The 20,014-nt window shown below is 55.7% G+C and carries 15 protein-coding genes and 1 tRNA gene; 10 read left to right on the forward strand and 6 right to left on the reverse strand.

Going from position 1 to position 20,014, the window contains the following annotated elements; translation table 11 throughout:
• Positions 1-26: 26 nt before the first annotated feature.
• Together FYB92_RS03110 and FYB92_RS03115 are read right to left on the reverse strand one after the other, a co-directional pair.
• On the reverse strand, positions 27-2,357 hold the full coding sequence (locus FYB92_RS03110; protein WP_332828154.1) for a TonB-dependent receptor domain-containing protein: 2,331 nt from the start codon (positions 2,355-2,357) through the stop codon (positions 27-29).
• 1,091 nt (positions 2,358-3,448) lie between these two features.
• Positions 3,449-3,952, reverse strand: coding sequence for an Rrf2 family transcriptional regulator (locus tag FYB92_RS03115; RefSeq protein ID WP_332828155.1), 504 nt, complete (start codon positions 3,950-3,952; stop codon positions 3,449-3,451).
• A gap of 894 nt (positions 3,953-4,846) precedes the next feature.
• On the opposite strand from FYB92_RS03115, the gene FYB92_RS03120 reads away from it, so the two are divergent.
• Both FYB92_RS03120 and FYB92_RS03125 read left to right on the forward strand, forming a co-directional pair.
• Positions 4,847-7,306 (forward strand): TonB-dependent receptor, encoded by a 2,460-nt coding sequence (locus tag FYB92_RS03120; RefSeq protein ID WP_081378588.1) that lies wholly within the window; start codon positions 4,847-4,849, stop codon positions 7,304-7,306.
• An 18-nt stretch (positions 7,307-7,324) separates the two neighbouring features.
• A complete protein-coding gene (locus tag FYB92_RS03125) occupies positions 7,325-8,443 on the forward strand; it encodes an acyl-CoA dehydrogenase family protein (protein WP_332828156.1) in 1,119 nt (372 codons plus the stop codon).
• 824 nt (positions 8,444-9,267) lie between these two features.
• On the opposite strand, the gene FYB92_RS03130 is transcribed toward FYB92_RS03125, so the two are convergent.
• Complete coding sequence (locus tag FYB92_RS03130; RefSeq protein WP_192265495.1) at positions 9,268-9,444, reverse strand: hypothetical protein; 177 nt, start codon at positions 9,442-9,444, stop codon at positions 9,268-9,270.
• Positions 9,445-9,894: 450 nt separating this feature from the next.
• Positions 9,895-9,980 (reverse strand) — tRNA-Tyr (locus FYB92_RS03135).
• A 108-nt stretch (positions 9,981-10,088) separates the two neighbouring features.
• On the opposite strand from FYB92_RS03135, the gene rlmB reads away from it, so the two are divergent.
• The 6 genes from rlmB (at position 10,089) to FYB92_RS03165 (ending at position 14,664) form a co-directional block, all read left to right on the forward strand.
• Positions 10,089-10,973, forward strand: coding sequence for a 23S rRNA (guanosine(2251)-2'-O)-methyltransferase RlmB (gene rlmB / locus FYB92_RS03140; protein WP_075595725.1), 885 nt, complete (start codon positions 10,089-10,091; stop codon positions 10,971-10,973).
• 95 nt (positions 10,974-11,068) lie between these two features.
• Positions 11,069-11,419 carry a RidA family protein gene (locus tag FYB92_RS03145; RefSeq protein ID WP_003621537.1) on the forward strand — a complete coding sequence of 117 codons (351 nt, stop codon included), beginning with the start codon at positions 11,069-11,071 and terminating at the stop codon, positions 11,417-11,419.
• A 515-nt stretch (positions 11,420-11,934) separates the two neighbouring features.
• Positions 11,935-12,960: an SDR family oxidoreductase gene (locus FYB92_RS03150; RefSeq protein WP_332828157.1), complete on the forward strand. Its 1,026-nt coding sequence runs from the start codon at positions 11,935-11,937 to the stop codon at positions 12,958-12,960.
• A 287-nt stretch (positions 12,961-13,247) separates the two neighbouring features.
• Positions 13,248-13,433, forward strand: coding sequence for a hypothetical protein (locus tag FYB92_RS03155; RefSeq protein ID WP_332828158.1), 186 nt, complete (start codon positions 13,248-13,250; stop codon positions 13,431-13,433).
• 186 nt (positions 13,434-13,619) lie between these two features.
• A complete protein-coding gene (locus FYB92_RS03160; protein ID WP_003621541.1) occupies positions 13,620-14,057 on the forward strand; it encodes a CHRD domain-containing protein in 438 nt (145 codons plus the stop codon).
• A 199-nt stretch (positions 14,058-14,256) separates the two neighbouring features.
• Positions 14,257-14,664 carry a hypothetical protein gene (locus tag FYB92_RS03165; protein WP_048859292.1) on the forward strand — a complete coding sequence of 136 codons (408 nt, stop codon included), beginning with the start codon at positions 14,257-14,259 and terminating at the stop codon, positions 14,662-14,664.
• Positions 14,665-14,848: 184 nt separating this feature from the next.
• On the opposite strand, the gene FYB92_RS03170 is transcribed toward FYB92_RS03165, so the two are convergent.
• Complete coding sequence (locus tag FYB92_RS03170; protein ID WP_239015757.1) at positions 14,849-16,351, reverse strand: carbohydrate porin; 1,503 nt, start codon at positions 16,349-16,351, stop codon at positions 14,849-14,851.
• A gap of 699 nt (positions 16,352-17,050) precedes the next feature.
• Here FYB92_RS03170 and FYB92_RS03175 point away from each other — a divergent pair.
• Positions 17,051-17,179 (forward strand): hypothetical protein, encoded by a 129-nt coding sequence (locus FYB92_RS03175; protein WP_275395033.1) that lies wholly within the window; start codon positions 17,051-17,053, stop codon positions 17,177-17,179.
• Positions 17,169-18,095 carry a LysR family transcriptional regulator gene (locus tag FYB92_RS03180; RefSeq protein ID WP_231106295.1) on the forward strand — a complete coding sequence of 309 codons (927 nt, stop codon included), beginning with the start codon at positions 17,169-17,171 and terminating at the stop codon, positions 18,093-18,095. Before FYB92_RS03175 ends, FYB92_RS03180 begins: the two co-directional genes overlap by 11 nt.
• Positions 18,096-18,492: 397 nt before the next feature.
• On the opposite strand, the gene FYB92_RS03185 is transcribed toward FYB92_RS03180, so the two are convergent.
• Entirely contained in the window at positions 18,493-20,007 is a 1,515-nt protein-coding gene (locus FYB92_RS03185) for an aldehyde dehydrogenase family protein (protein ID WP_003621549.1), read from the reverse strand.
• Between the last annotated feature and the right edge of the window lie 7 nt (positions 20,008-20,014).

Consider the following 20,014-nt stretch of genomic DNA (forward strand, 5'->3'; position numbering starts at 1 on the left):
GTCCATGACAGGGGACGGGCAGGGGGTCAGAAACGCTGTGACAGTCCCGTCAGGATCGTGCGGCGCAGGCCGTATTGCGGCGCGCCCACCCCGATCCCGCTGCCATCACGCAGTTCATAGCGGCGGTCGAACAGGTTGATGACATCAAGGCGCAACTGTGTGCGTTTGAGGAACCCGACCTGAAACAGGTCCTGGAACGATTGCACCAGTGACAGGTTGAACGTCACATATTGCGGCACCTTTGCCCCGTTCGGGGTGGCGCCGTCGGCGCGCAGGCCGTTGCCATATACCATCGTTGCCGACAGGCGCAGCGGATGTCCCGTCTTGTAAAACGCGCTGTAACTGCCCCCGGCGGAGGCTGTCCACCGCTGGTCATGGTCCAGGTGAATCCAATGCTGGCGGATATAGGCAAGGTCAGAGGGATCAAAGTTCCATTGCGCGCTGTTGATATCCTTGCCGATGGCGCGTGACCACGCAAAGTTGCCATAGACCGAAAATGGCCCATGGCTGTAATCGGTGGCGAATTCATATCCGTTGACCTGCCCCCGACGGTAATTGAAGGCCGACAGGATGATGGGGGAGCCGAACTGCCCTTCGTCAATCATGTTGCGCGCCAGTTTTACATACGCATCAAATGATGCATGCCATCCCGGCAGCAGAACCTGTGAAAATCCTGCATCAAAATAATGGTCGCGTTCCGATTTGACGGTGGTATCCTGCAACGTTCCCGGTGCCGCCGACGTATTTGCGAATTTGTTCAGCGACGTGCCCCCCACCAGTTCGAATGGCGGTGGCGTGAAGTAGCGTGAATATCCCGCATGCAGCGTGCCGCCACGCCAGGGTTGCCAGACGATGTTGAGGCGTGGGCTGACCTGCTTGGAATGTGTATATTCATCCACCCCGTCAAAACGCAGGCCGTAATTGATTGTCAGGTTACGTACCGGCCGCCACTCATCTTGCGCATACAGGCCATACAGCCAGCCGGTGCGGCCATTGCCATCATGAATATTTTCCGTCACGCCACTGAAGATCGCATTCCCGTCACTGTCTGTCCCGGTCTGGGGATAAACGGTGGAATCCGTCTGTGATACCGTACGTTCGACATAAGCCTGATAGCCAAAGCGCACGGTATGGCGCGGGGCGGCATGCCATGTCACGTCGGTCTGTGACCCGGTGGACATGACGGAACGCTGCGCACGTTGTGCGATGCCGTTATATACCAGATCCCCCAATGCGTCGGGGGAATAGCCAAGGGAGCTGTAGCGGGAAAAAACCGATGATTGCAGGCTGAAACTCCCGATTTCCTTTTGCAGGGACAGGATCGCGAAATCCGTGATTTCCTTTTGCCGTTCATTCAGGTCCGCGCTGTTGACGCTGCCATAGACCTGGTGGGACAGGTTACTGGAAAGGAAGTCAGGATTCGCGAACTGCCTTTGCTGACCAGGATTGTTCGGAAGCTGATAATATGCGTTCGATACCCCTGCGGTAAAGCTGATGCGGGTATTTTCATCAGCGGTATAGCGCACATGACCAAGGAAATGATATTGGTTGGTCAGGTCATGCAGCGCGTTGAATTTTGGCGTCGTGTTTTCAATGCCCACACGGTCATGCACGAAATCTGCGGTGACAAAGTAATCCCATTTGCCATGCGCCCCGCCATATTGCAGGGATGGAAAGAAATAATCCCGCGCCCCGCCATAGACCGAAACTTCACCACCGGGATCGGTGCTGCCATTCTTGGTTGTGATATCTATAACGCCCGCCTGCAGAAAACCGTATTCGCTGGGTAATGCGCCGGTTGTCATCGACATCGAATGGGCAAAGCGCGTCATCAGCGTCTGGCCAAAGACACTCAGCCCTTCGGGAAGTTGCACACCATCAAGGCGGAACTGTACCTCGTTATGGTCGCCACGGATATGGATCTGCCCGTAACTGTCCTGCGCCACGCCGGGGGCCTGCAACAGGACGGTGTTCATCGGTGCGTTGTCGCCGCCCGGAATGGCCTCGATATCCTTGCGTGAAAAACGATAGGTACTGGCCCCGGTGGCAGGTTGCAGGGCGGAACGCACCTGATCGAGATGCGCGTTGACCGTAACATGTTCGCCCTGTGCATCGGTGTAATCGGTGACGGTCTGCCGTGTGGGGGCGTGCGTGTTCTGTTGTGTGGCGGTGGGCTGCGTGCTGTCAGCAAAGGTGGAGCGTGCGTCTTCTTTCGTGCCGCCGTTGGTTGTGGTTGTGGTTGTGGCCACGGCTGCGGCATGTGCCGTGCCACCTGTGGGCAGCGCGGACAGGCATGTCGTGCCAATCAGCAGGCAGGAAGATGACAACAGGGGAAGGATGCGCGGGGATGGGGGCATGTAAGGGCCTGCGTTGGGAATGGTCGAAAAATGGTGGTGTCAGGCGGCGCATCTTACATAGAACGTTATATCATAACAACTGTGGGATGCAGGATATCCGCTTTCTGATGCGATGGCGTGATGAAAAAGCCACACCCACATGCACCTGCCTGAAATAACAAAGGTTTTGGCAAATATTATATAAGCAGGCTTTGAAACAGGTGCCCTGTTAAGGGGAGGGCGATACGCGAAAGCTTTTAGGATGTTTGATCGGGAATATTTTGGGTCACCTGAGAAGGGGCATAGGGGCGTTGCCTTCTATCTGGCCCATGTTGCTTTCATGAGGACTGTCCTTCATCAACGGCAGGCATGACCAACAGGATCATCATGGGCGCGCGCAGGTAGGTGCCCCATATGGCATGATGTTTCGCACAGTAGGATCAACGCCACGTGCGGTATGGCCCAGAGACGGTCGGGGCTGTATGTCCCCGCAGCGTTTGACGGCGCTGTCTGAACCTAACCTATCGGGGCAACCCCAAGGCCGCTGGGTGCTGATTTTTTCAGAAAACCAATATCTGTCGATTTTTTGCGGGAAAAGCTGCACCAGAAACTTTTATGGTCCCGGTTAGATAATGAAGCTGCTTTTCCAACCCGTCTTTCAGGAGACAGAGTGGGGGCATTTCATGGGTACAGGGAATGAAAGTTTTCTGGTGCCGCCTTCTGAAGATTTTTGGAAAAAGCTTCACCAAAAACCTTTATAATGTCAGGATATTATTGAGCCTGATTTTTCAAACGGTCTCTTATTTTAAGAACATGTCAGTCATCAGGGGGGCAGGGTGGTTTTGACCCATCGGTACATACCACCTTTGATCCTTGGGGCACCACAACAACCGTGTGGGTGTGGCTTTCACCATCCCCACATCCCGCAAGGGGCATAGCCAGAACCGGCAACACGAAGAAAAGCAGAGCAGGCACAGCCCGTTTCTTGCACATCCATGTCATTGGGAAGGCTTCCTTGTCCGGTTGCGGTTTTTATATGTCAGGTCATCCTTGTATCGGCAATATCGTATGAAACACGCAACAGTTCCCCAATGATCCGGCGCGCAGGACCATCAGGCAAAGGCGGGATTGTGGTCATGTCCATTGTACTCATGTTCGCGCGTCATTGGTTCCGGCACGGCGGCAGGCAACATCATCTGGAATGTCTGAAGCAGGTGTGGATGGGTCATGACATCGGCCAGGGTCCGCCGGTCCAGCACGCTCATGAACGCGTTCAGCGCCTCGCCCATCAGGCCCTGCAGACGGCATACACCCGCCAGCCGACATGACCCCTTTTCCTGATTGCAGGCGACGATTCCCATGTCTTCTTCGGTATAACGCACGATATCGCCGATGCGGATGTCCTGCGGGGCGCGTGCCAGCAGCAGGCCACCATTGCGTCCGCGCTTCGTCACGATAAACCCACCCCGGCCAAGTTTGTGGACAACCTTGACCAGATGGTTTTCGGAAATATCGTAGGTCTGCGCAATATCATGAATGGCGACCCGAGTATCCGGTTTTGCCCCAAGATAGAGCAGCGTACGCAATGCGTAATCGGTATAAAGGGTCAGGCGCATTGTAATATTACCATTTTCATTCGCATAAATAAGTATAGATTGCAGATATGATTGCATAATATCAGGGTGTATGACTGTTTTTCACATCTGGAATATAATCTATGGGAAACCATAGTCGCGCGCACCTACCCGAAATGGTAGGTGCCGGGATGAGATAGTGTTTAAAAGAAAACATAAATAAATAATGTATAAGAAAATATCATCATGCTTTGGCAGGGGTACGCCTTGTCTGTGCATGGCGCCCGATGCAATCCAAAAAATGACCCTGTCATTATGCCAGTTCAGGCCAGTCATATGGGAACAGCGGATCAGGCCCCGCAGATGGGTAGTACATCTCCCTGATCCGGGGGGAGGGGCGGCAAGGCGTTCTTTGCCATCCCGGCTCTTGGTCGTTGGAGGGTGCTGCAAGCTTGCACGATCATTTTCCCGCAGCGTCCTCGCTGTCGTCATGATCTGCGCATTTTTGGATGAAAACTATCGGGAATGATTCATAAAATACATGCAGTAATTTTTATAAATATTTCAATAACTATGTGAGTATATTTAATGTAATATCTGGAATTAATCCCATATTACAAAAGTAATAATTTATCAAAACTGATTTTCATAATATATTTTATGGCTAAGGTAGAATCTGAAAGCATCGCGATAGCGATATGGTTTGAGTGCCATAATAAACTAAATTTTTTAGTTATATAAAATAATAGAAATGATTTGCAAAATATCAGATGCCGTGAAATTAGTTGCATAACAATTTAGTTATTATGGAATTCAACTTAAATATGAAGTGAATTACCACATGCGTTGTTTGCGGCGATTGTCAGGAACCTACATGGGTTATTTTCATAATCTATGAAATGAATTCATCAAAATTCAAATAATATGGAAATAAAAATGAGAAAATACAAACAAAACCATAATTTTATTGAAATATATGGTGCTTTTCTGTTGTCAACGACTTTTGTGACATATGGATATGCCCAGACCCCTTCTATAATATCATCGAACCACCCGAAGGTTCCTGCACATCAGGATATGCATAATGGTGGAACAGTATCGGCATCTGCCATTAGGCCGGCCAGGAAGCCAAATGCCAATGCGGCATCAGGCAAAGAAGGGGACTCCGTTCAGGCGAGTGGCGCTGAACTGCTGGGTGTTGTCGGGCATCATCTGTCCCATGCAACGGCCAGTATCATTACGCAAACGGCCTTGGCCCGAAACGTGGCAGGCGCCAATCCCCTTCAGACCCTTGGCCAGCTTCCGGGTGTGATGTTTGCGGGTGGTGATGGGCAGGGTCTGGATATCTGGACATCGCAACTGTATGTCCGTGGGTTCCAGAGTAATCAAATCGGCGCAACACTGGATGGAATGCCTTTGGGCGAGCAGACTTTTTATAACTATAACGGATTAGGTATCACCCAGGCCATTTCACCAGAAAATATACGGACGGTATCAATATCGCAGGGGGCAGGGGCAGAAGACGTCGCCGCGACCTCAAGTCTTGGTGGCGCCATTTCGTATGCCAGTCGTGACCCTGCAAAGAAAAAGGGCGCGGAAGTTTCACAGACTTTCGGCAGCTATAATATGTTCCGAACGTTCGTTCGTTTGGATAGCGGTGAAATCGGACCGGCAAAAACCCGTTTTTATGTTTCCTATGCCCGCAATGATACGAATAAATGGACAGGGGTTGGCCCCCAGTTCCAGCAGGTCATTAATGCCAAGCTTTATCAACCAATCGGGGAAAGCAGTCATATCTCGGCATTTTTTGATTATTCCGATGTCGACCAGATGACCTATATGCCCAAAAGCCTTGAGATTCTTAATACAGTTGGGCAGAGACCTGATTATTATTATGGAACGCCAAACGGCTATCGCGATGCTTATATGGCGGCAGAAGGCAATTACATGCGGGGCGAAAACCGCTCCAACGATCCCAAGGATGTGTCCTATTATGATGGGGTCAATGAAGTGCGTGATTATATGGGCGGCATCAATTATGATTTTCTGTTAACCAACCGGCTTCGCCTGACCGGCAGTATCTATGGTCATCGTGAGTCCTTTTATACAACATGGGCCAATCCGTATACGCAGGATATGGTTCCCGCCCCAAATGGCGCAGCCCTTTCAGAGGACGTCACCCATACCGGGATACAGCGTTTCGGTGGCACTACGAATCTGGCCTATAATATTGCACATCATGATATCAATGTGGGATTCTGGTACGAAAACAATCATTTCAATACTGAGGGAAATGAATATAGCGAACCGGTTCTGGGGACAGGGTCACCGTTAAATTCCTGGGGGCCATGGAATAACCCATATGCGACACTTTATGCACAGGTTTTTAATACCAATACCTTTGTTGCACATGTCAGCGATACCTATAGCCCGGTTCATGGGTTGAAAATTCATTATGGATTCAGGTCCCTTCTCAACACGACCCGTGTTGGCGCTTTGGCCAATTATCCAGATTATACCGGTGCGTCCGCCATTGCGGGCGGGGACAGCCTGACCACAGCCAAGGCGTTTCTGCCCCATATCAACATAGATTGGAATTTCAGGAAACATCACGAATTATATTTTGATTTTGCGGAAAATGTACGTGCCTTCCCGGTTTCAACATACGGCGCTGCCGCTTCGCCTCTTGTCAACTCGCAGCAGGCTTATGAAGAAAAGGGCAGGAATGTACAGCCGGAAACCGCATGGGCCTATTCGATAGGATATCGCTATACCTCCCGCTACCTCACGGGAAGCATCTCTGCCTATCGGGTTGATTTTCATAATAGGCTCCAGGCGCTCTCCTATAACGTGACCCCGACACAGTTCCTTTCATCGGTTCAGAATGTCGGAAGTGTCAACATGAATGGGGTTGATGCCGCCCTGACATTCATTCCCGTTCATGGCCTGAATATTTATAATAGCATCAGCTATAATCATGCGACGTATGCCAAGAATATTACGTCTGATGGTATCACCTATTATTCCCATGGGCGTCAGGTTGTTGGATACCCAAGTTTGATGTACAAGGCATCCGCATCCTATAGTTTCCATAATGCTGAAGTATTTATTAATACCTCTTATATCGGGCGGCGTAACCTCAGCTATGGTTATACGGCACAAGATCCTGCAACATCTGTCCCTTCATACTGGTTGACCAATCTGGGTGCATCCTATGATTTTGGACGTATTGGTATCATGAAGAACTTTCGTATAAACTTTAACGTCTATAACCTGACAAATGTTCGCTATATCGGGGCCATGGGGGTCGAAAATTTCCCGCTTGCCGGTGATCAGGATACCCTTCAGATGGGGGCGCCGCGTATGTTTTATGGTGGCTTAAGAGCGCAGTTCTAATTCAGGAAAGTTTTGATTATGACTGATACGACCCTTGATGAATTTCTCGAATGTTTTTCGGCCCGTGCTGTTGTTCATGACCGCTCTGGCGAGATTGCAACAGAAAGCCTGGAAGACCTTCGTAAGGCTGGATATCTGGGTCTTGCTGTGCCGCGCAATATCGGCGGACAGGAAATACCATTATCGGACATGACGCGGATTGTCGCAAAAATTGCAACAGCAGATCCGTCAACTGCGTTGATTCTTGCCATGCAATATCTTCAAACATGGGCAGTGGCGCAATCCAGTTGGGCTACGCCTGCAAAGGACAGGCTGCTTAAAGACATTCTGGATAATGGTACACTCATCAATGCGCTGCGTGTTGAGCCAGAGCTTGGTACACCTTCAAGGGGTGGCATTCCCCAGACAGTTATTCGCAAGGACACGAATGGCTGGCGTCTTGATGGGCGAAAGATTTTTTCGACAGGTTCTACCGCCCTGCGCTGGGGGTTGGTGTGGGTTGCAACGGCCGAGGAGTCGCCAAGAATTGGTCAGATTCTTGTCCGTCTGGATGAACCTGGTGTAAGAATCGAAAAAAGCTGGCATCAACTGGGCATGCGCGCCACGGGAAGTCATACGTTTATTTTTGATAATGTTTTTATTCCCGACGATCATATTATAAACGTGGTATCCCCGTCTGTCAGCAATCCTGAGATCCCGCAGCTTGGGAGGTACCATGCCTTGCTGATTTCATCACTATATAATGCAATAGCATGCAGTGCCCGTGACTGGTTTGTTAAGTTCCTGCACGAACGTGTTCCGTCGGGTCTGGGTCGCTCTTTGGCGACGTTGCCACGCTTTCATGTCGTTATTGGTAAACTGGAAGGATTGCTTTTAAGTAACAAGGCACTTTTGCAATCAGGGTTTACAGAAAATATTTCTGAAGTGGAAATACAGCAGGTTAAACGTCTGGTGACAGAAAATGCCATCAGTGCGGTCACTCGTGCTATAGAAGCTATCGGGAATCCCGGTCTCTCACAAAATAACCCTTTGGAACGTCATTTTCGTGATGTTTTATGTGGGCGCATTCACTCTCCGCAGGGCGATGCCGTGTTGGAAAGTGCGGGGCGTGACGTTCTGATGCCATCGACGCGATAAAATTCTTGGTGGCTATTTGAAAATTCAGGATCAATCATATCCTGGAATTATAAATGTTTTTGGTGAATGTTTTCCTGAAATGCTTCAGAAGATGCCGCCTTTTTCGATCAAAAGGCGGCACCCAAGAACTTTTCTTGTTTTCAAACAATCGCTTAAAATGCTTTATTTTAATAAGGGTATTTATATACTGAACTCATAAAAAATATCAGTTGCAGATGTTTCTCGAACAGCCCCTTTTGGAAAAAGGCAGTATCAAAAGACTTGCAGGGATTGTGTTGGACTCTGGCAATTCATGAGGAATGTAAAAGCCTGCACCGAAAATTTTTATCATGCCTGCGGGTGACTGGCCCGGGCGTTTCAAACAGGTTCTCAAAATCAGTCTGTGGCGGTGCGCGTTTTACGATTGTCGGGAAGGGTGCCTTTTGTCATTCGAACCGCCATTCCCAACAGTTTTTGTGATGCAGCAAAGTTCATAGGGGGAACTTCTGTATCGTGCGAGAATGCACGGGTTATTTTCCTCGTTGCCGGGAGGCATCGCATTGTGCCTGTAACCTGTGCATGGCGTCTGGTGGCATCGGGGCGGTCATCATCGCGCGGTAGTGCATGCATGCGGGCGTATCGTGCTGCCTGTATGTGGGGGGCGGCGCACAGGCAGCAAGCGTGAGGCCAAGTATGGTTGTGATGCAGAGGTTGCTGAACCTGCGCATCATACTTTCTTTCTCAGCCATAGGCCTGTGTCTTTTGTCATTTTCCATCGGGCGTTAAGAGGGGCAGAGGCGACCGAGAACGATCAGGGTTTGCGCATGCCCCGTCATGTAAGATGGTCACTGGACCGCAGGATCAAAACATGAGGGCCAGAAACGACCCTTTGAAGCAACGTCTTTTGTGGACTGCGTCGCTTGCTTCGCTTTTTTCTGACGGATCCGCTGAATGCGCGCCCTGATCTCCTGATCGAGTTCCGGCGATATTTTCATACGGCTTTCCTTGGTGACGTCCACCATGTCCGGGTAATCCCACATTGCGGGATTGTTCAGCCGGTCCAGCTTTTTTCTCAGGGATCAATGCGGGCTGCTTACCCCGTGCGACCAGACTGCTACGAATTTAATATAGCATCAAAACTTGCTTCATCTGTCAGCTTTCCAAGCATAACAGAAGGCGGAACCGGTCGCCCGTCTTCTATATCTCTGCTCATGGCGCGACGCGCGGCGTGAAAGAGCATCTTGCACCAGTCTGGCAGGGCCACTGCGGTGCTGGGGTGGACTCACGTAAAACGCTCTTTGGTTCATCATCCGCAAGCGCGCCAGCAGCTTGGAGGCAATATCGGGCATGGCCCAAGCAGCATGACCACAATAAACCCGACCCGCCTGATGATATCAAGGTGGGGACCAAGAGGGCTATGCAACCCTGTCCTATTATTAGGGGACTGATTTATTTATAATTTTTCAGGAAAATGGTGGAGGGAGTTGGATTCGAACCAACGTAGGCGTACGCCAGCGGATTTACAGTCCGCCCCCTTTAGCCACTCGGGCATCCCTCCGGGTTGACGGGGTGATAATCATTCAATGTCGGGGTGTCAATGCCCACGACCAAAAAGCTGCAAGAATTACGGATGACGCGCGGGCTGCTTATGCCTAAAACCGCATGCATGAACATGCGTCCTTCCCGCCGTCGTCCGGGCCGTCCTGTGGGTGCGGCCGATTCGTCCCCTCCTGCTTCCGCCATGCCGTCGCGTGGGCGCGGCAGGGCATCGTCTGACCGTGGGTCCGATCGTGGGCCTGACCGTGCCGCCGAACGGGGCCGGGCAGAGGTCGCGCCGCGCGGCACATGCTGGCTTTATGGCACGCATGCAGTGATGGCGGCGCTGTCGAATCCACACCGTCACCTGCGGCAGTTGCTGACCACGGCGGAGGCGCAGGCCGCGCTTGAGGAACGGATGGGGCGCGCCCTGCCGATCCAGCCGCAGCGCGTGGATCGCGCGCGTATCGACAGCATTTGCGGCCGTGACGCCGTGCATCAGGGAATCGCGCTTCTGGCGGACCTGCTCGACACTCCCGCGCTGGAGGATATCGTGGAACGTCCCGGGCCGGTCCTGCTGCTGGATCAGGTGACGGACCCGCGCAATATCGGGGCGATCCTGCGTTCGGCGGCGGCGTTCGGTGCCGCGGCGGTGATCGTGCAGGACCGCAACGCGCCAGAGGAAACCGGTGCGCTGGCCAAGGCCGCATCCGGCGCGCTGGAGGTCGTGCCGCTGGTGCGTGTGGTCAACCTGTCACGCACGATCGACGCGCTGAAATCCCATGGCATGTGGACGGTGGGGCTCGATGCGGGGGGCGGGATCCTGGATGGTGCGTCTTTCCGTCAGCGGCGCGTCGCCCTGGTGCTGGGGGCAGAGGGCGCGGGCCTGCGCCGCCTGACGCGCGAACATTGTGACGAGATTGCGGGCCTTGCGATGTCGGGGGATATGGAAAGCCTTAACGTCTCCAACGCTGCCGCCGTCGCCCTGTATGAAATGTCGCGCCCGCGCGGGTAATGTGCCCCAACAGTGTCCTGCATATTGCCAGGACATGGGAAAACACCGCATCAAAAGCCTGTTTTCGTAAAAGTCATAAAGACGGAGAGACCCCTATGTCGATCAAACGCCTTCAGCCCGAAACGCGCCTGACCGGGGCGGTGGTTCATAACGGTCTGGTCCACCTTGCCGGGCAGGTCGCGGATGATCCTGACGCCGATGCCGAAGGACAGACCGCCGATATCCTGCGCCAGGTGGATGCGCTGCTGGCGGAAGCCGGGACGGACAAGAGCCGCCTGCTGTCGATGCAGATCTTCCTTGCGGACATGGGGGACATGGCGGCGATGAACCGGGCGTGGGATGCATGGCTGGATACGGCGAACAAGCCCGCCCGCGCCACGGTGGAGGCCCGCCTGGCCGACCCGCGCTGGCGCGTGGAAATGACCGGTATCGCAGCCCTTCGGTAAAGCGTCCCTGTCGCACGGGAGGGGGCGGGATCATCGCGACCGGCACTCCACGGACATCATGGAAGTTTTGGGTGAATATTTTTAAAAGTGTCTGGGGATGCTCTGCTTTCAGAGAGTGTTTGAAAACACATCATTGATAAAAAACAGGAAAAGTTTTTGGGTGCCGCCTTTTTTCAAAAAGGTGGCGTCTTTCGAAGCTTTTTGGGAAAAGCTTCACCAAAAACCTTTATAATTCCAGTATGTTATCGGGCCTGATTTTTCAAACAATCTCTTGGAAAACATGCAATAACTTTCGTGCTTTCCCCTCCATAGGGGGCTGCGGCACAGTCCTGTGCTGGATTGAAAGTTGTCCGGGGCTGACCTTTTCAGAAATCTTCACTGGTGACTTTCCCCCTCTCCCGCATGTCCCGGCAAAAGAGCAGCGGGGTGGGGAGGCAATGCGCCCCTGAACATATGGGGACGCAACCCTGCCCGGCCGGGCCTGTTGTAAAAGGATGACAGCAGGAGAAAGCCCCATGGCCGATGATATCGCCTCTTCCCCTTCCGTCCGGCCCCCGTCTTCGCGTCGTACCGTCCTGCAGGGCATGGCGGCGGGAATGGTCAGTGCGGCCGCAACGGTCCCCCATGGCGTGGATGCCGCCCCCGTCCCCATGGCGGCGGATACGGCGGTTAACCCGGAAACCCGCTATCCCCGCCCGCCCTTCCCACGTCAGTCGCAGCCATGGCCCGGACTTGCGGGGAAGATGGTGCCCCGCCCGGACCATGGGGAAGGGACCTATCGTGGGTCGGGTCGCCTTGCGGGGCGCAAGGCGCTGATTACCGGGGGGGATTCGGGCATCGGGCGTGCCGCGGCCATTGCGTATGCGCGTGAAGGGGCGGATGTCGCCATCGCCTATCTGCCGCAGGAGGAACCCGACGCGCAGGACGTGATGGCCCTGATCCGCGCGGCCGGGCGCAAGGCCATCGCCATTCCCGGCGACCTGCGCGATGAACAGTATTGCAAGGATCTCGTGGCGAAGGCGCATGCCGAACTGGGCGGTCTCGACATCCTCGTCAGCAATGCCGGGCGGCAGGTGCATCAGGCATCCATTGTCGACATCACGACCGAACAGTTTGACGAGACTTTTCGCACCAATGTCTATGCGCTGTTTTTCCTTGCCCGCGCGGCGGTGCCACTGATGCCGCCGGGTGGGGCGATCATTGCCACCGCATCGGTCAACGCCTTCAGCCCGTCGGAAATCCTGCTGGATTATTCCGCAACAAAGGGGGCGATCGTGGCGCTGGTCAAATCTCTGGCCAAACAGATGGTGCACAAGGGAGTCCGCGTGAACGCAGTCGCCCCCGGCCCGTTCTGGACCGCGTTGCAGGTCAGTGGCGGACAGACGCAGGACCATATCCACCAGTTCGGGGCTGAAACACCGATGGGCCGCGCGGGACAGCCCGCCGAACTGGCCCCGGTCTATGTACTCCTTGCCTCGGCGGAGGCCAGCTATATCACCGGGCAGGTCTATGCCGCATCAGGCGGCACCGGCGTGGGATAGGACAGACAGCGGCGGGGCTTTTCCTTTGCCCCGCATGCTGGCACACAGGGGCATGCGGTATGTCCTTATGATCTGTGCGATGCTGCTGGCGGCGGTGTTCTGTTACATGGTGCTCGACATGGTGATGCAGACGGGTAATGACGTCGCCAATTCGCATCCGTGGTAAGGACCATATCCCCGGCGTTTCCTTCCCCCCCCTGTCGCTGTTCCCCGTGCCGTTTTTTTGCCGCGCCGCGCTGCATAAAAGTAACATTCCGGCCATCTTTTGATCACAGCCGCCGCCCACGATGGCGCCATCGACCCTGATGGTGGAAACGGCGATGAACATGTACGCGGTAACGATGGTGGTAATGGCGGGCGTGGGGACGGGAATCGGCCTGTGTCGTGCCGGCATGTGTCGCGTCGGTCTGTGGCGGGCATGGATGACGCGCGAACTTGCGGCGCTGGAACGTGGACGCCCGCTGGATATCTGACACGTCTCCCTTCCGGTGGGGATCGCGTATGGGGCGTGATGTGTTTTCCTGTTGCGTGGGGCGTATTTTTTGCATCTGATGGCCGCACCCGCCATGTCATGCCATCCGGTGTGACAGGACGCGCGCATGTGGGGGCATGCGCGTGCAGGACATAACGGGCCATGATGCCCATGCCGGAGGAAACGCATGATGTTCCGTCCATCCATCCCGTTGATGCTGGGCCTTGGCTGTGCCGTTGCGGTGGCCACCATCGCCCCGGCGCAGGCCCGCAGCGTGCATATATCGGGCCGGTTCGCCACCGAACACGGCGCGACGACCACGCCGGGCGGCGGGGTGACGGCATGGCTGAACCCCAGGACGAACCTTGTCACCTATACGATCAAATGGACGGGACTGAGTGGCAAGGTCACGGCCATCCATTTCCATGGCCCGGCAGGAACAGGGCAGGAGGCCGGCGTCCTTGCCCCGGTGGCCGGGCCCTATGCCTCGCCCCTGCGGGGGGCGGTGCTGCTGTCGTCTGAACAGGCGCGTGCGCTGATGGCGGGACAGGTCTATGTCAACCTGCACACCGATGCCTATCCCAATGGGGAGGCCCGCGCCCAGCTTGCGGCGCAGCCACGATGAGGAACCGATAATCCGCTTCGCGTTTCCTTAATTACATGTATGATATTTCAAATCCGCATGCCTCAGGGCGGATTGATCCGTTTTGCGTGCCTGTTCCCGTTTCGGTGGCCCATCAGTTGAAACGGTTGGGCGACATCGCGTGAAGAAGGAGTTTACGTTGCGCCTTGCATCTGTCGCCGCCCTTTCGGCTGTTGTTGCCCTGCCTGCTTTTGCTGTTGTCCCCGCCCATGCCGCCGATGCGCTTGGCGAACGCACGGGGGAGATCACTTTTACCATTTCCGCCGCCGACCTTGGGGCCGGCATGTCGTGGGGCAAGGGTGTGCTGAGCTTCCAGGGGCATGATTACAATTTCAAGATTCGTGGCGGTTCCGGCGCCGCCATCGGCTTTTCAACGATGCATGCCAAGGGCGGGGTCTTCAACCTCTACCGCACGCAGGATCTGGAGGGGACCTACTGGTCCGTGCAGGGGGAGGCCACGATCGGTGCGGGAACCGGCGGGGCGGTCATGGAAAACAATAACGGCGTGCGGATCAAGTTCACGTCGCGTACATCCGGCGCACGGCTTGCCTTCTCGGTGGAGCGTCTGACCATCCGGCTCAAGAACTGATCCCTTCACCCGCCCGGCACAGGCGTTCGGAAACGTTTCTGATATATTTTAGAGAGTGTCTGAAAACACATCATTGATAAAAAACGAGGAAAGTTTCTGGGTGCCGCCTTTTGATCGAAAAAGGCGGCGTCTTCTGAAGCTTTTTGGAAAAAGCTTCACCAAAAACTTTTATGATTTCAGGCAGTTAGAAATTGACGTTTGTATGTATTCCGAAGATGGTTTCGTTTCCGACGCGTTTCAGGCCGCTTGCGTAACGCGGGTCGGATGTTCCGCCCTGCGGGTGCCAGACATATTGGAAATCCGGCTGCAGGACGAGCCACGGGGTGACCTGTGCCTGGTATGTGACCTCAAGATGGTTTTCGTTTCCTGGCACGATGGAGCCTGCGTCGCGGTTATACTGTCTCCACCCGGAGCTTGAACGCCCGATTCCCCAGCCGACGCCGACGGTGTCGTTATCCCGTCCCCTGAAGGGCGCCTTGAGGTTGATGCCTGCATCCGCGGCAAAGCTGATGAGGTTCCTGTCGCCGCTATTGCCTGTTGCGCGAACGAAGATACCGACGGATTGGGGTGATGTGCGCGATGGTCGCCACAGCATCTGGTCAATGATGCCATAGACCATCCAGTTTCCGCGATCCCATCGCGGGTATCCGCCCTGTGCGCCGAGGGAGGCACCCTGACGGTTATAGCGGTAATCGGGGAACTTTGCGGTGTCATAGAAACCGCCAAGTTTATAGATCCCGGGCAGGCCGGGGTCCTTGGTGGCCTTTGACATGTCGTCTGGCTGCGGGTTGAGCGCATATTGCAGTTCGGTAATCAGCAGTGCGCCCGTGCCCATGTTGAAGCGTGTGCCGCTGCCGTCATTTGTGACCTGGTTTGTGGGGTCAGCGCTGTTGCCGCCCTGTATGCCGAAAGAGTTGTAGCGGTTTCCGGGGGGATTGTCGTCTGCGGCTGCGAACATGAAGGTGAAGGTGTCTGTGGGCCTGTAACGGATGCGCACGGCGGGGGAGGAGAGGGGCCATGAGGGCCCGCCGCCATACAGGTTGACGGACGGGGCCATGGGCCATCCGAAGTTGGAGTTCAGGTAGAGCGATCCGTAATCGCTGATGAGGAATTCGGTATCAAGGTCCTGCTGCCCGATCTTGACGTCGAGTTTCCCGTTAAGGAAGGATTGCTGGTACCACAGTTCGAACAGGCGTGTGGAGCGGTCGGCCTCGAAGCCGCTGATGGGGTTGTAGTTATAAAGATGGTCCTGCGAGATGGAGCGTCCGCGCGTCTGCAGGGCGCTGACATTGAACAGGCCACCCTTCAGCCCGAAGAGTTTTTCGAGGTCAACGGTCAGTGTGGGGGCAGTCACGGCGTCATAGGAAGGTCCGGTGCCCGAGCCGCTGCCGACGTCATTGGCGCTGGGCGCGCCGCCGGTGGTGTTTCCCCACAGTTCCTCCACATCCTGAAGGTTGAAGGTCACGCCGTGCTTGTACAGCCACGGCCGCAGCCCCCACATGTCCCCAAGCAGGTTGCCGCTCGTATCCAGCCTGTCGCCTTCACTCGGCGGCGGGGTAGTTGAATCCCGCACGGTCGCGGGGTCGATCTGTGCAATCAGGGGCGTGGAATTGCCCAGCCGCGCACGTTCCTGCGCGATCTGCGTGGCGGGGGCCTGCGCATGGGCCCGTGAGGTGGTGGCCACCATGGCGCAGGCAGCCAGCAGGCCGTGGATGCTGCGGGGCAGGGGGACTCGACTCATGGACGGATGGGCTTTCGCTTCTGGCCCGTCCCGGCCGGTGGCAGGGCAGGCGATAACGGCGCACCCCGTCGGCGCGCAGGCAGGGGGACAAAGATACCCATCGGTATGAACTGTCCCGCTAAGGGCCTGACATGGCAGGGTACTGACATAACGGGGCGAACGTATAACCCATCGGCAGGCCATGCAACGGTGTCACGCAGGGGGCAGCCATAACAGGGGCAGCCATCACAAGGGCAGATATGGCAGGGACAGCCATAACAGGGACAGCCATAACCGGGACAGGCAGGACGCAGGGCAGCCATAAGCCGGCGGTGTGAAAATCTGTCCGGGCAGCAGGCTGGTATCATGCATGCTGTCGGTGACGCCTTGATAAGAGCCTGTTTGAAAACACATCATTGATAAAAAAGAAAAGTTTCTGGGTGCCGTCTTTCGATCGAAAAAGGCGGCGTCTTCTGACGCTTTTTGGAAAAAGCTTCACCAAAACTTTTATAATTTCAGTATGTTATCGAGCCTTACTTTCAGACATGCTTTTAGGGACTGTTTGAAAGTAAGGCCAATTAACCTGTTGAATCATGAAGGTTTTTTGTAAATTTCAAAAATCCCTGAAATGCATCATATTATGCAAAACACAGGGTAACGCCTGGAATGTTCCCACTTCTCATCACTGGACTATTGTGTATCGTGCGCCATCCCCAGCCAATGCGGCCGCATGCGCTGGTGCGGCGTGACGGGCGTGTGGGGATGCCCTATCATTCCCACCGGCTTGTCTCCTGACGTAAATGGTAATGGCACTGTGGCGCTGGCTCGACGTTTTCTTCCCTCGATTTCGCTGCTCTGCTCGTTCGAGGCGGCGGCCCGGCACCAGAATTTCACCACGGCCGCCACGGAACTGCATCTGACGCAAAGTGCGATCAGCCGCCATATCCGTGCGTTGGAGGTACAGTTGGGCGCGGACCTGTTCACCCGCGAACGCCAGACCGTGCGTCTGACGATGGCGGGGGAAACCTATGCCCGTGAAATCCGCGAGGCATTGAAACATATCTCCACCGCGACCCTTGGCTTTCGGGCCAGTCCCAGTGGCGGTACGTTCAACCTTGCGGTGCTTCCCACCTTTGGCGCGCGCTGGATGGCGCCGCGCGTGCCGGCGTTCGGGCTGTTGCATCCTGATATCACCATCAACCTGTTCACCCGTCCGGCCCCGTTCGAATTTGCGGCAGAAGCCCTCGATGCTGCCATTCATTATGGCCTGCCTGACTGGCCGGGGGCGGAGATGGAATTCCTGATGCATGAACAGGTCGTGCCGGTGTGCAGCCCCGACATGGCCGCGCGGTCGTCCTTTCGCACGCCGTCGGATCTGCTGTGTGCGCCGCTGTTGCATCTGGTGTCGCGGCCCGATGCGTGGGAACGCTGGTTCCATGCCCATGATGTCGATGCGTGCCAGATCCACGGCATGTTGTGTGACCAGTTCGCAACCATAACACAGGCGGCGCGCGCAGGGGCGGGGCTGGCGCTGTTGCCGCGTTTCCTGATTGCCGAAGAACTGGCACGCGGTGAACTGCATGAAATCGCGCCCCCCGCACCACAAATGGCAGAGGAAGCCTATTACCTTGTCTGGCCTGTCAATCGCACGCGCTATGCCCCGCTGGTGGCGTTTCGACAGTGGATACTGACGGCGGTTGCGGCCGGGTGACGCCATGGCGTGCGTGGATCATGGCAGGAAGTGTCCGCCATTATTTTTGAAAGTGTGATATCTTTCAAAGCTTTTTGAAAAAAGCTTTACCAAAAACTTTTATGATTCTGACAGGCTGTCGGTTCTGTTTTTCAAACAGTTTTTGAAAGTCATGGTTTCCAAAGGTCCAGGACCTTTGGTGGGGGTTCGGGGGCAAAGCCCCTGAAGACCTGCGCCCCGCCCTTGTTTTTGAAAGTGCGATGTCTTTCAAAGCTTTTTGAAAAAAGCTTTACCAAAAACTTTTATGATTCTGACAGGCTGTCGGTTCTGTTTTTCAAACAGCTTTTGAAAGTCTTGATTTCCAAAGGTCGAGGACCTTTGGTGGGGTGCAGGGGCAGTGCCCCTGCATGTGATGGCATCAGCCGACGTCGAACTTCACGCCCTGCGCCAGTGGCAGTGTGCGTCCGTAATTGATGGTGTTCGTCTGGCGGCGCATATAGGCACGCCATGCGTCAGAGCCGGATTCCCGGCCACCGCCGGTTTCCTTTTCCCCACCGAACGCCCCGCCGATTTCCGCGCCGGACGGCCCGATATTGACGTTGGCGATACCGCAGTCGGACCCGGCGGCGGACAGGAACTGTTCCACCTCCAGAAGGTTGGTGCCAAAGATGGAGGAGGACAGGCCCTGCGGCACGTCGTTCTGCAACGCGATGGCCTGATCCAGGTCAGTATATTTCAGGACATACAGGATCGGGGCAAAGGTTTCCTCCACCACCGGTCCGGTCTGCGCGGGCATTTCCACCAGCGCGGGACGGACATAGAACGACCCCGTGCCGTTGACATCCACGCGCGTGCCGCCATGCACGGCGCCACCGGCGGCGGTTGCGGCCTTCAGGCTGTCCTGCATCGCGGTAAATGCGGCCTCGTCAATCAGCGGGCCGACCAGCGCGTCGCTGCTGACGGGGCAGCCAACGGAAATATTGGCATATACCTGCTTCAGCTTGCCGATCAGCGCGTCATACACGCTTTCATGCACGATCAGGCGACGCAGCGTGGTGCAGCGCTGTCCCGCCGTGCCCATCGCGCCGAACGCCACCGCGCGCAGCGTCAGGTCCAGATCCGCCGACGGCGTGACGATGGAGGCATTGTTGCCGCCCAGTTCAAGGATGGAGCGGCCAAAGCGGCGCGCCACGCGTTCGCCCACGATGCGGCCCATGCGGGTTGACCCGGTGGCGGAAATGACCGGCACGCGCCTGTCATCAACCAGGCGTTGCCCGATCGCGCCATCCCCGATAATCAGCGCGGACAGGCCGGCCGGGGCGTCCGCGCCGAACTGGCGCACGGCCTCGTCAAACAGGGCATGGGTGGCAAGTGCGGTCAGCGGGGTCTTTTCCGACGGCTTCCAGATGCACGGATCGCCACAGACCAGCGCCAGCGCCGCATTCCATGACCATACCGCAACGGGGAAGTTGAAGGCGGAAATGATGCCGACGACACCGGCGGGGTGCCACTGTTCGATCAGGCGGTGGTCAGGGCGTTCGGACTGGATCGTCAGGCCGTAAAGCTGGCGTGACAGCCCGACGGCAAAGTCGCAGATGTCGATCATTTCCTGCACTTCGCCCAGCCCTTCGGACAGGACCTTGCCCGCCTCGAACGATACCAGGCGGCCCAGCGCCTCCTTGTTGTCACGCAGGACATTGCCAAGGATGCGCACCAGTTCGCCACGGCGTGGCCCCGGCACCTTGCGCCATGCGACAAAGGCGTCGGCCGCGCGGGCGATCACGCCATCGACCGCATCGGCGGAAATGGTCGCAACGCGGGCGATTTCCTCGCCCGTGATGGGGGTGCGTACGATCAGGTCGCCGCCGGTATAGGCATCGCGCGCGACGCCCAGCTTTTCCAGAAGGGCATGTACGTCGGATACGATGGTCATATGTCTT

This window comes from Novacetimonas sp. GS1 (assembly GCF_036686925.1).
GTDB lineage: Bacteria > Pseudomonadota > Alphaproteobacteria > Acetobacterales > Acetobacteraceae > Novacetimonas > Novacetimonas hansenii.

What these genes read in the sequence shown, in the direction of transcription:
- FYB92_RS03110 (WP_332828154.1), bottom strand. Translation starts at nt 2,357, where the DNA reads ATGCCCCCATCCCCGCGCATCCTTCCCCTGTTGTCATCTTCCTGCCTG.
- FYB92_RS03115 (WP_332828155.1), bottom strand. Translation starts at nt 3,952, where the DNA reads ATGCGCCTGACCCTTTATACCGATTACGCATTGCGTACGCTGCTCTAT.
- FYB92_RS03120 (WP_081378588.1), top strand. Translation starts at nt 4,847, where the DNA reads ATGAGAAAATACAAACAAAACCATAATTTTATTGAAATATATGGTGCT.
- FYB92_RS03125 (WP_332828156.1), top strand. Translation starts at nt 7,325, where the DNA reads ATGACTGATACGACCCTTGATGAATTTCTCGAATGTTTTTCGGCCCGT.
- FYB92_RS03130 (WP_192265495.1), bottom strand. Translation starts at nt 9,444, where the DNA reads ATGGTGGACGTCACCAAGGAAAGCCGTATGAAAATATCGCCGGAACTC.
- rlmB (WP_075595725.1), top strand. Translation starts at nt 10,089, where the DNA reads ATGAACATGCGTCCTTCCCGCCGTCGTCCGGGCCGTCCTGTGGGTGCG.
- FYB92_RS03145 (WP_003621537.1), top strand. Translation starts at nt 11,069, where the DNA reads ATGTCGATCAAACGCCTTCAGCCCGAAACGCGCCTGACCGGGGCGGTG.
- FYB92_RS03150 (WP_332828157.1), top strand. Translation starts at nt 11,935, where the DNA reads ATGGCCGATGATATCGCCTCTTCCCCTTCCGTCCGGCCCCCGTCTTCG.
- FYB92_RS03155 (WP_332828158.1), top strand. Translation starts at nt 13,248, where the DNA reads ATGGCGCCATCGACCCTGATGGTGGAAACGGCGATGAACATGTACGCG.
- FYB92_RS03160 (WP_003621541.1), top strand. Translation starts at nt 13,620, where the DNA reads ATGATGTTCCGTCCATCCATCCCGTTGATGCTGGGCCTTGGCTGTGCC.
- FYB92_RS03170 (WP_239015757.1), bottom strand. Translation starts at nt 16,351, where the DNA reads ATGGTGGCCACCACCTCACGGGCCCATGCGCAGGCCCCCGCCACGCAG.
- FYB92_RS03175 (WP_275395033.1), top strand. Translation starts at nt 17,051, where the DNA reads ATGTTCCCACTTCTCATCACTGGACTATTGTGTATCGTGCGCCATCCC.
- FYB92_RS03185 (WP_003621549.1), bottom strand. Translation starts at nt 20,007, where the DNA reads ATGACCATCGTATCCGACGTACATGCCCTTCTGGAAAAGCTGGGCGTC.